We start from the raw sequence: 14,857 nt of genomic DNA on the forward strand, positions 1-14,857 counted from the left end.
AGTTTATCGCGTCAACTGAAGGCTAACTGCCAATCAACGCTCTGCCAATAGCTCTGCTCACTCAGGAGATCGGCATGAAGTAGGCGATTGTTGTCTAGCCAGTTCAACTCGTTGCAAGTTAGTACCCATTTATCATCTGCTTCGACAGATAAGCTAAGCTCTGGGAGCGGCTCATCACTGCGCTGCCCATTGAGTAATATCGCCAAACGCAAAATACGCACTAGCCCAATAATGTGCTTTTTCTTATACAAAGCGAACTCTTCCATCTCATGGAGTTTCAGTGCTTTGCGTTGAAAGCGGGCAAGGGTTGCTAATACGCGTTGCTGTTCAACATTAAATCCCGGCATGGTGGTATGGCGCAAAATGTAAGCTGAATGGCGGTGAAAGGCTTTGAGGCTGATGCTTAAGCCAACTTCATGAAGTAGGGCGCTCCAGTCAAGCAAATCAAACAGTTCTGATTTTGCTTTGATGCCAATATCCTTATGAATTTGGCTAAGAAACTCACCCGCTTGCCCTTTTACTCGCGCAGCATGCTCTAAATCAACCAGATGTTTGTTGGCTAAGTTCTCCGTGGTGCGCATGCGAATATCGGTACGCTTGAAGCGTTCTTCCATTTCGTAAAGTAAACCTTCACGTAGGGCGCCTTCGGAAAAGTGCATCTCGCTAATTTTAAGATCAAGAAACACGGCGTACATGATGGTGACGCCCGCAGCGAATACCCCTTTTCGTTCGGAAGTTAAGCCATCTAACTCTATATCATCGATGTGATTCCATTGGGATAATTTAACAATCAATGCGTTAAGACGTTTCGCGGTAATAATACCATCTTCGTGGCCTAGACCGACCAACACATCACGAATCGCTTTGGTTGTGCCTGAAGATCCAAAGGCGATTGACCAGCCTTTTTTTCGGTAGCGGTGCGCTAGAGATTCGAGTTTTTGTTCAGCAGCAAGTATCGCATTGGTAAAGTTTTTATTGGACAGCTTGCCGTTAGCAAAATACTTGTTGGTAAAACTGACACAACCTATCTGTTTACTATTGAGTAGCTCGGGTTCAAAACCGGTGCCGCAGATGATCTCGGTGCTGCCACCACCGATATCAACAATCAACTTGGATTCTGCTTGCGGTTGGGTATGGGAGACCCCTTGGTAGATCAAACGCGCCTCTTCTTCGCCTGCGATGACTTCTACTGGGAAGGGAAGGACTTCTCGTGCACGTTGAATAAAAATATGCGCGTTGTTTGCTTGGCGTAAAGTATGGGTGGCAGCCACGCGAACATTGCTAACTTCAAAACCTTGTAAGCGTTCAGCAAACATGGCTAAGCACTCTAAACCTCGTTCGATAGCGGTATTATCAAGATTGTTCTGTGCATCTAGCCCGTCAGCTAAGCGCACACGTTGTTTGTGGCGGCTCACTAACTGCAGTTCTTGCCCCACCACTTTCGCAACGACCATATGGAAGCTGTTCGAACCTAGATCGATTGCCGCCACGTCTCTCACATCAGGTGTTTGATTCATTGTTCTTCTTAGCTTGCTTCTCTACATTTTTAAGATAGTCGTAAATGGCTAATTGTGAACGTACTTTTTTACGGTTTCCGCGAGCAACATAACGATTGCTCATCTCTTTATCTATCCAGCGCGCCTTGACGGTATCAATGAAGTGAATATTTACGATGTCGATGATACGTTGCTTTAGGCGCGGGTCGCGAACTGGCGTACCGACTTCAACACGGTGATCAATATTTCGCGTCATCCAGTCGGCTGAGGAGATATAGACTTGCGGATCCCCATCGTTGTGGGTGATTAATACTCTCGGGTGCTCAAGAAAACGGTCAACAATGCTAATGATTTTAATTTTGTCACTAACGCCTTCAACACCGGGAACCAAGGCACACATTCCTCGGATTACCATACGAATTTCAACGCCCGCGACACTGGCACCATAGAGCTTGTTGATCAATCCTTTGTCGACTAAGTTGTTTACCTTTAGGGTAATTTGCGCCTTTTTACCCAGTTTGGCGTTGGCGGTTTCGCTATCAATCAGGCGATAAAGCTGGCTGCGAGAGTTACGCGGTGAGACGATCAAATGGTTAAATTTTACCGGGCGGTACGGGTTCTCGATATAGCCGAATACATTACGCACTTCATTGGCAATTTCAGGGTCGGCGGTCAGCAGAGAAAAATCGGTATAGATACGCGCCGTTTTCTCATGGAAGTTGCCTGTACCAATGTGGGCGTAGCGAACGATTTCCTCATTTTCCCGTCGATTAATAAGCAATAGCTTAGAGTGTATTTTCAGCCCCGGTGTGCCAAAAATCACTTGCACACCCGCTTCGGTTAACACTTTCGCCCATTCGATATTCGCCTCTTCGTCAAAGCGGGCTTGCAGTTCAACCACCACGGTGACTTTTTTGCCATTGTGCACGGAGTCAATCAGTGAGTTCATTAAGCGCGAGTCTTTCGCAACGCGGTATATGTTGATCTTTATGCTTAGAACTTTTGGATCAAATGAGGCTTGGCGCACCAACTCAGTAATGTGCTCAAAGGTGTGGTAAGGGTAGTAGAGTAAAATATCTTGGTTTTTAATCGCATCAAAGCTGTTGGCAAAGCCATTAAAGTTGGCACAACGCATTGGCGGTAATGGCTTGTTTTCTAAATATTCACGTCCGACATTGGGGAAGGCGATAAAATCTTTGAAGTTGTGGTAGCGTGAGCCGGGAATCAAGCTGTCATAGTTGGAAATACCAAGCTTTTGACATAAAAAGTTCAGCATGGCTTCAGGCATGTCACGCTCGTAAACAAAACGTACCGGCATGGCGGTTAAGCGCTGGCTGACTCCTTCTGACATTTGCTCAAGTAAGCTATATTCCAATTCACGACTTAAATCGTACTCCGCATCGCGAGTCATTTTCATCGCAAACCCTCGGATCTCATCGTAATCAAAGAAGCCCCGAAACAACTCATCGAGACAGAAGCGAATAATGTTATCGAGCAGAATAATGGTCTTACGCCGCTTACCTTTTTGCTCGGGCACCATCACAAAGCGCGGTAAGTGATCGGTGGGAATTTCCAACAGCACGTATTGAGTGTGATCGTCGCGTTTGAGTTCTGCCGCGATATAAGCGTACTCATCTTTGAGAAATTGGAGCAGGTCAATTTCATCGGTCAACAACACAGGTGACATATGAGGCAAAACTTGGCGATGAAAATACTTTTGAACCCAAGTTTTTTGCGCATCACTGAGTTGGTGTTCATTAACTAGGAAAATACGTCGACGCGCCATTTCCCGAATGAGTTCTTGATAGAGTTCATCAAAGCGCTCGTTAAGTTTAAGTGCTTTGGACTGCATCTTGGTGAGTAAGTGTTTGGAGTTGTCGTTGCCGCCACGTTCTTGGCTGATCAGGATGCGGCGTTTAACATCAGCAAAACGCACCTTGTAAAACTCATCAAGGTTATTGGAGAAAATACCTAAGAAACGGATACGTTCAATCAGTGGTACCGACTTGTCTGCCGCTTCTTGCAAAACGCGTTCATTAAATGACAGCCAACTTAGCTCTTTTTCGATGTACAGTTTTTCTGAACTCATCCTGAGATCCTTATTTTCGCTAACCAAGTTGGTTTCGAGCGCTTCATTACCCAATCGGTAATAACAGTCAACATTCTGAATTTACTTAGGTATAACGTTAAAAAAGTATAGGTTAGCTGATTAAAAATAAGGCATTTTCGTGACGATTTTATTGCAAAACAGTCTCCCAAACGTCGTCTAGGTTGGCGAGATAGCACACTGTGTACGAAAATATAATTTGATAGGATTCAGTAATTTATTTCTTGCTGTAATATAATTGTCATCAAAGCGAAATAGTATACCCTCTGGCAGAAATAGAATCTTGACGCGTTCAATGCTCAATTGGTTTCAAGCCGCAGGATTCTGACTTTTGTTGCTTGCGGTGAGTTTTGTCGTTCAGAGCATGCCCTCATCGTTACGTTATAGTGAACAAAACGCGTCGTTATTTTGGATGCTTCCGGTGGCTTGTATGGACCTAAATTGCCCACAATAACTAACCACGATTTTGCGAGCAATCGCCCCAACACAGACACAGAGTATGAGTTAAATGACGAAAGCTGATTTTTCGCTAAAAGAAAAAGATCGCAAGCGATTGGTAAAAGATCGCCTAGTCAAGTTTGCTGTGTCTGCTGGTGGCGTTGGGGTGCTGGCTGCTTTGGTCTTGATCTTCGTTTATTTGGCGATGATGGTGTTACCGCTGTTCTCTGATGCCAAACTTACCCCCAATATTGCCCAACAGAATATTACCACTCCAGAGCCGATCGCAGCTGGGATTGACGATTACGGTGAGCACGCTTACGTGATATCCAAGCAAGGAGTCGTCGACTTTTGGGATGTCATGACAAAGCACGTTGATCCTGAGCTGTCTGTGGATTTAAACCAAGATTTTTCACTTTTCTCCGCAATGCCAACGGCTGATGATTGGTATGGCTTTGCGACACCGCAAGGTCAGGTCTCTTTGTTTCAACCGCAAATGGATCATGTGATTAAAGCAGGACAACGTGTTTTTGCACCTGAAGTTGAATTCTTCCAAAGCCCAATCGATCTAAGTGTTCCTGATGTTGAGTTGGTTCAGTTTGCTTTTGCCAAAGGCAAGCAGTTGGTTTTGGTGGGGTACTACAATGATCAGAAAGTGCGCGTGCGTTGGCTCGACTCAGCAGGCAAGGTGCATAGCTGGCAACTGCCCAAGACACTAGAGCAAGTCGATCAACTGATACTAACGCCAGATGGGCAGACACTCTATCTTCGACAAGGATCGGATCTCATTGTCGCCAAACAATATGGTGCGCAGTTCACGGTACGTGAGATCGTCGATTTGAGTCAGGGGAGCGTGAAACATGCTGTAAGCCATATAGACGTGCTCTCGGGCGCTTCGTCATTATTGGTCACGCATAACGATGGTTTAGTTTCACAGTGGTTTGATGTGCTGCATGAGCAGCAGCGTCACCTAACCTTTATTCGTGAGTTTCAGCTTGCAGCAGAACTTCAGTTCTTGTTGCCGGACTCTTATCGCAAAGGCTTTTATAGTTTTTACACCAATGGCATGGTGCAAAGCCATTATACAACCAGTGAAAAACTGGTGATCTTTGAGCGTGCTTATAACAAGGCGCCGAAGATGGCGGCAATGTCGAACAATGAACAGTATTTGGTTGCCTATGCGGATGGAGCGCTCAGTGTTGCTCATCTCGATAATCCATTTCCTGAGGTATCGCTATCTTCGCTTTGGCAAAAAGTGTGGTACGAGAGTTATCCCGAGCCTGCCTATGTTTGGCAAACCACGTCAGCTAGCGATGAGTTTGAAGCCAAATTTAGTTTGGTGCCAATTGCATTTGGTACGCTAAAAGCCGCCGCTTTTGCGATGTTGTTTGCGATTCCAATTGCGGTACTTGGGGCCATTTATACGGCGTATTTTATGACGCCTCGCATGCGCCGCTTTGTTAAGCCGTCCATTGAGTTGATGGAAGCATTGCCAACGGTAATTATCGGCTTTCTTGCCGGACTTTGGTTCGCACCGATTGTAGAAAGTCATTTAACCTCGGTGGTGGTTCTACTGCTGTCATTGCCATTAGTCATCATCATGATTGGTGTGGCATGGCATTGCTTACCGACCCGATGGACAAGACGCTTACCCAATGGTTGGCATGCACTGATTTTGATGCCGTGTTTGGTCATGTTTAGTGCTGTGATTCTTGGACAAAGTGACACCATTGAGGCGTGGTTGTTTAATGGCGATGTGCGAATTTATCTTGCAGATATCGGCATCGATTTTGACCAACGTAATGCCTTGGTAGTTGGTTTTGCGATGGGATTTGCCGTTATACCCACGATTTTTACCATCGCAGAAGATGCGATCTTTTCCGTGCCGAAGCACCTGTCTGATGGCTCGCTTGCGTTAGGTGCGACACCTTGGCAAACCTTGATTTATGTTGTCTTGCTTACCGCAAGCCCGGGGATCTTCTCTGCGATTATGATGGGACTAGGTCGCGCGGTCGGTGAGACAATGATTGTGCTGATGGCAACCGGTAATACCCCAATTATGGACTGGAATATTCTGGAGGGTATGCGCACGCTCTCGGCCACCATTGCGGTCGAAATGCCGGAGTCAGAGGTGGGTAGCTCCCACTTTAGAATTCTCTTTTTAGCGGCATTGATTTTGTTGGTGTTTACCTTTGCGGTGAACTCGATTGCTGAATGGGTACGCCAACGCCTGCGTGAAAAATATCGCTCTTTATAGGTTAAATGAATAGGACTCTTGTTTGTGTTTAAGTGGCTAAAATCAGGCGCGCCGTGGATATGGCTAACTGGCGGTGCAGTGAGCATTAGTTTGCTCTCTGTATTGGGCTTGTTGCTGCTTATTGGCTGGAAAGGGTTGTCCTATTTTTGGCCAGCGCCTTTGTATCAGTGGAACAAAGCTGATGGTGAAATATTAGTTGGGCAACTGTATGCCCAAGACTCTGTATCGGTCGCTTATTTGCAAGAGTTAGGGATTACGTTGCCTGCTTCCGCGCTTGAAAGTGGACAAGTTGAGCGGTTAAACATCAAGGTGGCGAACCGAGATCTTTATCCAGCTGATTTTGTCTCAATATTGGATATCGATATTACCGGCCGTACACAACCTGCCGAGTGGGCGGTGATTGAACGAGCGCGTAGCGGCGATTTCTATGGTCGTCCAGTGGCGTATCAAGATGCCACAGGTCAGGTCTATGACGACTTTCAACCTCGCCTTGCGAAATCACTGGAGTTCAGTCGAGTGGTACGCAACGAAATTGAGCGGGTGATTGAAGAAGAAGTACAAGCGATTAGCTCACAAGCCAATGAACTGCGGTTAGAAAAGCGCAAGCGTGAGCTCAATGACCAACTTAACGAAGATTACCTTGGACAATACCACTCGCAGTCCAAACAGTTTAGCCAACAGCTTTCACAGGCAGAAGCCAAGCTGGACGATTTGCGCCGCAAGTTGGCGAGACAGGGTTTGTTGGTGGAAGATATGACCGGACAGCGCGTTTTGCTGCCTTTGAGCCAAATTCTTGATATTTGGTACCCAAACCAAATGAGTTTTGCTGACAAAGCGTTGCAATGGTCTAAAGAAGTGTGGAAGTTCTTGTCAACGTCTCCGCGAGAATCCAACTCGGAAGGGGGCGTATTTCCTGCCATGTTTGGTACTGTGCTGCTTGTATTGATCATGTCAGTCATTGTGATGCCGTTAGGCGTGATTGCAGCGATTTATCTCCACGAATATGCCAAAAACAATCTCTTTACCCGAATCATTCGTGTCGCGGTCATTAACTTGGCGGGCGTGCCGTCGATTGTCTACGGGGTGTTTGGGCTGGGTTTCTTTGTCTATACCCTAGGGGCTTCGATTGACAACCTGTTTTATGCCGAGCGTTTGCCAACACCAACGTTTGGAACGCCTGGGCTGTTATGGTCGGCATTAACCTTAGCCGTGCTTACGTTACCAGTGGTGATCGTTGCAACAGAGGAAGGCTTATCGCGTATACCTAACTCAGTGCGTCATGGCTCGCTGGCATTAGGTGCGACGCAGTTTGAAACCATGTGGCGTATTGTGTTGCCGATGGCAAGCCCCGCAATCATTACTGGTTTAATTTTGGCTGTTGCTCGTGCTGCCGGGGAAGTAGCGCCTTTGATGCTGGTGGGGGCGGTGAAACTTGCTTCAAGCTTACCGGTTGATGGACAGTTCCCTTATCTGCATCTTGAGCGTAAGTTTATGCATTTGGGCTTCCATATTTACGATGTCGGCTTTCAAACGACCAATATCGAAAGTGCCCGACCACTGGTGTACGCAACCTCATTTTTACTCGTGACTGTGATTGTGGGACTAAACTTAACCGCAATCAGCATTCGTAATAATTTGCGCGAGAAATATCGAACTTTGGGACAAGATTAAGTATGTTTTCAGTCAATCAAACATTGGGCTACCCAGCTCCATTAGATGTGAACAATCTAAGTGATGAGCAAACTGCTATCGCCATTGAAGGGCTGAATCTGTTCTATCAAAACAGCCAAGCATTGAGTGATATTTCGATGCGAATTCCGAAAGGTCAAGTGACGGCCTTTATCGGTCCGTCTGGTTGTGGAAAGTCGACATTGTTACGCTGCATTAATCGTATGAATGATTTGGTGGAAGGTTGTCGAGTGACGGGGGAAGTGAAGTTACACGGCAAAAATGTGTACCAGCCAGATGTCGATGTAGCAACCTTGAGACGCCGTGTCGGTATGGTGTTTCAACGTCCGAATCCATTTCCTAAATCGATCTATGAAAACGTGGTGTATGGCTTGCGATTGCAAGGAATTAAAAACAGCCGCGTACTCGATGATGCCGCAGAAAGTGCGTTGCGTGCTGCGGCACTTTGGGATGAAGTGAAAGATCGAATGCATGAAAATGCCTTTGGGCTTTCCGGTGGTCAGCAGCAGCGTTTGGTGATTGCTCGGGCGATTGCGATCGAGCCTGAAGTTCTGCTACTTGATGAGCCCACCTCGGCACTGGATCCCATCTCTACTCTCACGATTGAAGAGTTGATTAACGAGCTTAAAACGCAATATACGGTTGTTATTGTCACCCATAACATGCAACAAGCAGCTCGTGTGAGCGATCACACCGCGTTTATTCATATGGGCAAATTGATCGAGTACTCAGATACCGATTCTATTTTTACTTCCCCATTGAAAAAACAGACAGAAGACTATATTACAGGACGATATGGTTAACGTTTCCTGCGCTATGCGGAATCGTTCTATCTCGATTGCAATCTACAAGGGAGTCACACTTTATTCATGAACTTTGGACGCCACATTTCAGGCCAGTTTAACGTCGAACTTGAGTCGATTCGTACTCATGTCTTAACCATGGGTGGCTTGGTAGAGCAACAGCTTTCCTTTGCTATGCAGGCACTGCACAAAGATGATATTGAGTTGGCGCGTAAAGTGGTGCGTGATGATCATAAAGTGAACTCAATGGAAGTGTCGATTGATGAAGCGTGCACACGTATTATCGCGAAACGTCAACCGACCGCCAAAGATCTGCGTTTGATTATGGCGATCATCAAAACTATCACCGACCTTGAGCGTATTGGTGATGTTGCGACTCGCATTGCCAGAGTGGCGATTGAGAACCCATCGTCGAAAGATAAACCCTTCAATGTCTCTTTAGAGCCCCTTTGCCGCCAAGCCGTTAATATGTTGCATCAAGTGCTTGATGCTTTTGCTCGGATGGATGTGGATGCAGCCGCAGCGGTCTATAAGATGGATGATCGCCTTGATGCTGAGTATGAGGCGGTGATTCGTCAATTGATGACGTATATGATGGAAGATCCAAAAAATATCCCGCAGATCTTACAGGTAATGTGGTCTGCCCGTGCGATTGAGCGTGTTGGCGACCGTTGTCAAAACATCTGTGAGTACATTATCTACTTTGTTAAGGGCAAAGATGTGCGTCACCTTGGTGAGCAGAGTATTGATGACGCACTGCGTTAAAGAGAAAGGGCGTAGGGAACTACGCCTTTTTTGTGCGTAAATAGCACCACTTTGGCGATATTAACTCAGCGATTTTAGTGCTGTGACTACCTGAGCAATTGTTGCAGTTGCGGTCACCGGCACGATGAAATCATCCAGATCTTGATTGCCCATTTTCGCTTGTTCGGCGATAAGCTTCATACCACTGGCGCGCGTAGTTTTACCCGATAAATGCAGTTGAGTGACACCTGTCGTTGTCGCAATGGTTTGGGCATTGTCTGGGGTCACACCTGCGCCAGCCATAATCGCGAAGCGGCCATTGGCAAGCTCAACCATCTGTTTTAGTACCGCAATGCCTTGTTCTGCGTTGGGGGCGAGTCCTGAAGTTAGAATACGTTCACAACCTAGCTCGGCAATGAGCTCAATCGCTTGGGCAAAATCGCGGCACTGATCGATCGCACGGTGGAAGGTAATGCCTAAATTGTGTTGATGGGCACGCTCAGCCAATCGCTTGGCGTGAGTCATATCAATATCACCCATTGCGGTTAATGTTCCAAACACCACGCCCTGAAGACCAGCTTGGGCGGCGGCATCAATATCAAGCAGCATGGATTCAATCTCTTCCTCACTATAAAGGAAGTCGCCTTGACGAGGGCGAATCATGGCATAAACCGGAATCTTAGAAACTCTGCTTGCTTGTTGCATAAAACCAAAACTGGGTGTTAAACCACCTAGGGCAAGCGAAGAGCACAGCTCAATACGATCTGCTCCTCCTGCCATTGCATAGTGCAGAGACTCTAGGTTATCGATACACACTTCGACTTGGAATGTCATGACTTATTCTCGTATAGATATGGACAAGACTATTCTAGCTGACTGGGTTGTGCAGAATAGGGTAAAAATCACGAGATTGTTTTCCACGATTGGTGAAATGACTCTGCGCTGGGTAGGAAAATAGGCGCAGAGAGTAACATGGAGCTTAGAAACGAAAAAAGCCAGCTCGATGAGCTGGCTTTTCAATATGGTGGAGGGGGACGGATTCGAACCATCGAAGGCGGAGCCGGCAGATTTACAGTCTGCTCCCTTTGGCCACTCGGGAACCCCTCCAGGGTGTTTTTATACTTAAGTGATGTTTTCCCAACACAGAACTCAAGTTGTTTCTCACGATAATCTCGTAAGAAGAAAGATGGTGGAGGGGGACGGATTCGAACCATCGAAGGCGGAGCCGGCAGATTTACAGTCTGCTCCCTTTGGCCACTCGGGAACCCCTCCAGGGTATTTTTATACTTAAGTGATGTTTTCCCAACTCATCCCTCAAGTGCGGAGCGCATCATAGCAAACTCATAAACACTGTAAAGAGTTTTTCTTCTAATTTTGAGTTGAATGGTGTCTTTTTGGACAAAGAGCTTTGTAATTAATCATTTTAAGGCAGATTTGGGCGCTTCTTATTACGCCAGTCCCCTCTTTTGACTTCGCAAATCACGGCAATGGCAACGGTCAGCTAAACCTACCGCCAAACATAATTACTTTTATTGAGCTAAATGTCGATACGATCACTTTTTAACTTTGCATTGTGGTTAATTCGTGAACGTTATCACTTTCAAATTAGGTTTATTTTACTAATATGCTCTCAACCTGTACATACAGATGCAGGTTGTGTACAGGTTTGTGAGGAATAGCATGATTGGAATTATCGTTACAGGTCATATTCATTTCGCTTCAGGAATGAAAAGTGCAGTTGAAGCAATTGTCGGTCAACAGCAAGATATTGAATATATAGACTTTATTGAAGGTACGTCTCGAGAAGATTTAGAGGCGTTGTTAATCGAAGCCTATCAAAAAGTTGATCAAGGTGATGGCGTGCTGTTTTGTACAGATGTGCCATCAGGAACCCCATTCCAAGTTTCTGCGCAAATCTGTACAGATAGAAAACCATCGGCTGCATTGACAGGGTCCAACATCAGTATTCTTACAGAAGCGGCGATGGAGAGAGACTCGTTCACAAATGTTGCGGATTTGGTGTGTCATCTCACTGAGGTGGGTAAGTTGGCGATTCAGAGTATTTCATTTTAGAAAATTACGGAGCTCAATATGATTAAACATTTACGCATTGATCATAGGTTACTACATGGTCAAGTTGTCTACTCGTGGCTTAAAACGATTGATTGCAATGCCATTATTATCGCCAATGATCTTGTCTCGGAAGATGAAACTCGTTCGAAATTATTAATGATGTCGGCACCTTCTGATAAGAAAACCATCATTCGTCCCGTTGAAGCGACAGCAAAAATACTCAATGACGAACGCAATGAGAAAGTGAAGTTCTTTGTTATCGTCGAAACGTTAGCGGATGCCGCTAAATTGGCGGAACTCGTCCCATCGGTAAGCAGTATTAACGTAGGCTCAATTCGTAAAACCGACGGTGCAGAAGCCATCAATAATGCGGTGTTCTTGAACAGTGAACATAAGGACATGCTGCGCAGCTTGGCGGAAAGAGGCGTGGAAATAGAAGCGCGTCAAATTGCTGATGATGTGAAGATTGACCTGACTACCAAGTTATAGGGGAGAGAATTATGGACGCAGTAACGTTACCTCTTTGGCCCGCATTTTTAGTTTCATTGGTTACCTTGTTTGGTTACATGGATTACATGTTTGGTTCTCCAATGATCAACCGCCCTATTGTTCTCGCGCCTCTCGTAGGTTTGGCATTGGGGGATATCGAAACAGGTATTTTGATGGGCGCGGCACTTGAACTCGTGTTTATGGGCGTGGTCACTATTGGCTCGGCAACGCCACCCGATACGGTGACAGGTTCTGTGATGGGCACTGCTTTGGCGATGATGACCGGTCAAGGCGTCGAAATTGCCTTAGCGTTGGCACTGCCGATTGCGATGTTAACGCAGTCGCTAAAAATTACCGTTAACACAGTCAGAGCGACTCGGATGCCGAAGGCTATGGAACTGGCTGAAAAAGGGGATACAAAAGCACTGGGAAGGCTGCACTGGTTCCTTTTCACTTGGATGGCTATTCCAATGATGTTCGTGACTTTTATATCGGTATTGGTTGGTGTTGATGCCGTTAAAGGTGCGATTGAAGTGATTCCACAAGTCGTTCTGGATGGTATCGCGGTATCGGCAAAAATATTGCCTGCAGTTGGTTTCGCACTATTGCTTAAGTTGTTGTGGAACCGAGAAATAAAAGTCTTCTTCTACTTAGGTTTCTTGTTGGCAACATTGTTCAAACTATCGATTCTAGGTATCGCGCTATTAGGAGCAATCATTGCGCTGGTGCTGACTGAACGCATGAACTCAAACAATAGCAATAATAGTGACGATAGTGACTCTGATGAGGTGGTGATTTATGAGTAGTTTTCAAGCAACAAATCCATTGAGCCCAAGTGAAGCTATCGATCAAATTGATAAGCAGGTGCTACGCGATATTTTCCTTCGCTCAAATACGTTGGAGTTGTCCTTCAACTACGAAAAAATGCAGGCTCTAGGCTTTTGTTATTCAATCACGCCTGCGCTAGAAGCCTATTATCGTGATTCGAAGCCGCAGTTGTCAGATGCCTTAGTGCGAAATATGGCGTTATTTAATATTACGCCGGCTATGTCGCCATTTGTTCTAGGCGTGGCGGCTTCGTTGGAAAAAGAAGTCAGTAAAAACCCTAAAATGCAATCAAGCATGGTGAACAACATCAAGTCTTCATTGATGGCGCCGTTGTCAGGGATTGGTGATTCATTCTTCTGGGGAACATTCCGCATTATCGCCGCTGGTATTGGTATTAGTATGGCTCAACAAGGCTCAATTATGGGTATGTTGATGTTTCTACTTTTGTTCAATATTCCTAACTATGGTGTGCGTTGGTTTGGTCTTAATTTAGGTTTTAAGTTAGGTACAAAACTTATTGACCAAATGGCTTCAGGTAACGTGATTGACCGGATAAACAAGATCTTCGGTATTGTTGGTTTAATGTGTGTGGGTGGTATGACCGCCACAATGGTTAAACTCAACTTAGCCACTGAAATAGAAGTGTCCGGTGCGATTGTTAACTTCCAAAATATTCTAGACCAAATATTACCGAATATCTTGCCGTTAGGGGCAACGCTGCTGTGTTATAAGCTGATTCAAAATGGACACTCAGTAAATAAGATTTTGGTTGGAATTATTGTTGCCAGCATTGCTGGTAAAGCAGTTGGTTTATTGTAGAGGGATTTTCCAGTGAATAATATGATGACATATATCAATCAGCAGCCTGAGATTTTGAGCTTAATCGCTTCGGGTGAAAATTTGCCTAGTATTCGAGCGGCTCTGGCAAAAGTGCTTTCTGGTCAGGTTGCGCAATTGAAAGTAGTTATGGTCGCTTCAGGGACTTCTTTAAATGCGGCTCGTGTTGCGGCTGAGCATTTTCCTTGTCCGGTTGAGTATTATTATCCCTATGACTTTACCACCTACAATAATCTGGCATCTTATGATGAAAACACATTATTTATCTTTATTTCTCAAGGTGGTTCGAGCCTGTCTACCTATGCGGCATTGCAACATGTTAAAGGTAAGTTTAAGACACTGGCGTTAGTCGGTGACGCAACAAAACCTATTGCATTAGAAGCTGATGCAGCGATTGAGTTTGGCTGCGGGTTAGAAACGGTCATCTACCGAACGAAAGGCTATACATCCTCACTGCTAACTCTGTGTTCTGTTGCTGCAGAACTCGCGGGTAGTGGCAAATTAGAGCCTTATCAACAACAAGCACAAAGTCTTCCATCGTTTATGCGTTCTAGCGAAGCATTTGTTGAAACACATTTGTGCGAAATGTCGGAGTGCTCTGCTTGGATGGTTGCGGGTTCAGGTATCAACAATGTTACTGCTGTAGAAGGGGCTTTAAAGATCATTGAAACGATTCGAGTTCCCTCCATGGCATTTGACTTGGAAGAGTTCATTCATGGTGCACAAAACTCAATCGTTGATACGACTCGAGTGGTGGTGATTGAAAACTTTGATGATCAGGAAAATAAAGCATTCAACTTGTTTAGAGCATTACGCTTAATCGGTATTAAAGCTTATTTAATCGCCGCTAAACCTCATCAAGAGTTGCAAGAATTTATATTAGTTCGACCTGAGCACCTGATCGATGAAGTGACAGCAGTAATACCACTACAACATATTAGCTTCTTAGTTTCTCAAGCTAGAGGGGTTGATTTAACTAAGCCGGGGTTGCCTAAGTTATCAGAGCATCTGGCTAAGTCATTATAATATCCGACACCCCCTGTAGGATATTTAGGAGCCTTACATTAAGTACGGCTCCTTTTTTTGTATTTTAAGC

General features: G+C 45.4%; 12 protein-coding genes and 2 tRNA genes. 9 read left to right on the forward strand and 5 right to left on the reverse strand.

The genetic code is table 11. The features are described from left to right. Positions 1-11: 11 nt before the first annotated feature. Both ppx and ppk1 read right to left on the reverse strand, forming a co-directional pair. A complete protein-coding gene (gene ppx, locus GZK95_RS03155; protein ID WP_075710077.1) occupies positions 12-1,517 on the reverse strand; it encodes an exopolyphosphatase in 1,506 nt (501 codons plus the stop codon). Continuing rightward, positions 1,501-3,585, reverse strand: coding sequence for a polyphosphate kinase 1 (gene ppk1 / locus GZK95_RS03160; RefSeq protein ID WP_075715644.1), 2,085 nt, complete (start codon positions 3,583-3,585; stop codon positions 1,501-1,503). The genes ppx and ppk1 overlap by 17 nt, the downstream gene beginning before the upstream one ends. Before the next feature lie 526 nt (positions 3,586-4,111). Between ppk1 and GZK95_RS03165 the strand changes: the two genes are divergently transcribed. The 4 genes from GZK95_RS03165 (at position 4,112) to phoU (ending at position 9,555) form a co-directional block, all read left to right on the forward strand. Further along, entirely contained in the window at positions 4,112-6,298 is a 2,187-nt protein-coding gene (locus GZK95_RS03165) for an ABC transporter permease subunit (RefSeq protein ID WP_075713635.1), read from the forward strand. Between the two features lie 24 nt (positions 6,299-6,322). Next, complete coding sequence (gene pstA, locus GZK95_RS03170) at positions 6,323-7,969, forward strand: phosphate ABC transporter permease PstA (RefSeq protein WP_075713639.1); 1,647 nt, start codon at positions 6,323-6,325, stop codon at positions 7,967-7,969. Positions 7,970-7,971: 2 nt separating this feature from the next. Further along, positions 7,972-8,790 (forward strand): phosphate ABC transporter ATP-binding protein PstB, encoded by an 819-nt coding sequence (gene pstB, locus GZK95_RS03175; RefSeq protein ID WP_075710083.1) that lies wholly within the window; start codon positions 7,972-7,974, stop codon positions 8,788-8,790. Positions 8,791-8,856: 66 nt separating this feature from the next. Beyond that, positions 8,857-9,555, forward strand: a complete 699-nt coding sequence (gene phoU / locus GZK95_RS03180) for a phosphate signaling complex protein PhoU (protein ID WP_075710085.1) — start codon at positions 8,857-8,859, stop codon at positions 9,553-9,555. A 60-nt stretch (positions 9,556-9,615) separates the two neighbouring features. Here phoU and GZK95_RS03185 read toward each other — a convergent pair whose 3' ends face one another. The 3 genes from GZK95_RS03185 to GZK95_RS03195 form a co-directional block, all read right to left on the reverse strand. Then, positions 9,616-10,368, reverse strand: coding sequence for a copper homeostasis protein CutC (locus GZK95_RS03185; protein ID WP_075713637.1), 753 nt, complete (start codon positions 10,366-10,368; stop codon positions 9,616-9,618). A 188-nt stretch (positions 10,369-10,556) separates the two neighbouring features. Next, positions 10,557-10,641, reverse strand: a tRNA-Tyr gene (locus GZK95_RS03190). 80 nt (positions 10,642-10,721) lie between these two features. Then, a tRNA-Tyr gene (locus tag GZK95_RS03195) sits at positions 10,722-10,806 on the reverse strand. A gap of 408 nt (positions 10,807-11,214) precedes the next feature. On the opposite strand from GZK95_RS03195, the gene GZK95_RS03200 reads away from it, so the two are divergent. Genes GZK95_RS03200 through GZK95_RS03220 form a run of 5 tightly spaced genes read left to right on the forward strand, consistent with a single transcriptional unit; the run spans position 11,215 to position 14,787 of the window. Then, on the forward strand, positions 11,215-11,607 hold the full coding sequence (locus GZK95_RS03200) for a PTS sugar transporter subunit IIA (protein WP_075706249.1): 393 nt from the start codon (positions 11,215-11,217) through the stop codon (positions 11,605-11,607). Between the two features lie 18 nt (positions 11,608-11,625). Further along, complete coding sequence (locus GZK95_RS03205) at positions 11,626-12,096, forward strand: PTS system mannose/fructose/N-acetylgalactosamine-transporter subunit IIB (protein ID WP_075714946.1); 471 nt, start codon at positions 11,626-11,628, stop codon at positions 12,094-12,096. Between the two features lie 11 nt (positions 12,097-12,107). Further along, on the forward strand, positions 12,108-12,902 hold the full coding sequence (locus GZK95_RS03210) for a PTS mannose/fructose/sorbose/N-acetylgalactosamine transporter subunit IIC (RefSeq protein WP_075706251.1): 795 nt from the start codon (positions 12,108-12,110) through the stop codon (positions 12,900-12,902). Then, the gene (locus tag GZK95_RS03215) at positions 12,895-13,743 is read left to right on the forward strand and encodes a PTS system mannose/fructose/sorbose family transporter subunit IID (RefSeq protein ID WP_083626211.1); all 849 of its coding nucleotides are present in this window, start codon (positions 12,895-12,897) and stop codon (positions 13,741-13,743) included. The genes GZK95_RS03210 and GZK95_RS03215 overlap by 8 nt, the downstream gene beginning before the upstream one ends. Positions 13,744-13,764: 21 nt before the next feature. Next, on the forward strand, positions 13,765-14,787 hold the full coding sequence (locus GZK95_RS03220; RefSeq protein WP_139315058.1) for an SIS domain-containing protein: 1,023 nt from the start codon (positions 13,765-13,767) through the stop codon (positions 14,785-14,787). The last annotated feature ends 70 nt before the right edge of the window (positions 14,788-14,857 follow it).

The sequence above is a fragment of the Vibrio panuliri genome, assembly GCF_009938205.1.
In the GTDB taxonomy this organism is placed as follows: domain Bacteria; phylum Pseudomonadota; class Gammaproteobacteria; order Enterobacterales; family Vibrionaceae; genus Vibrio; species Vibrio panuliri.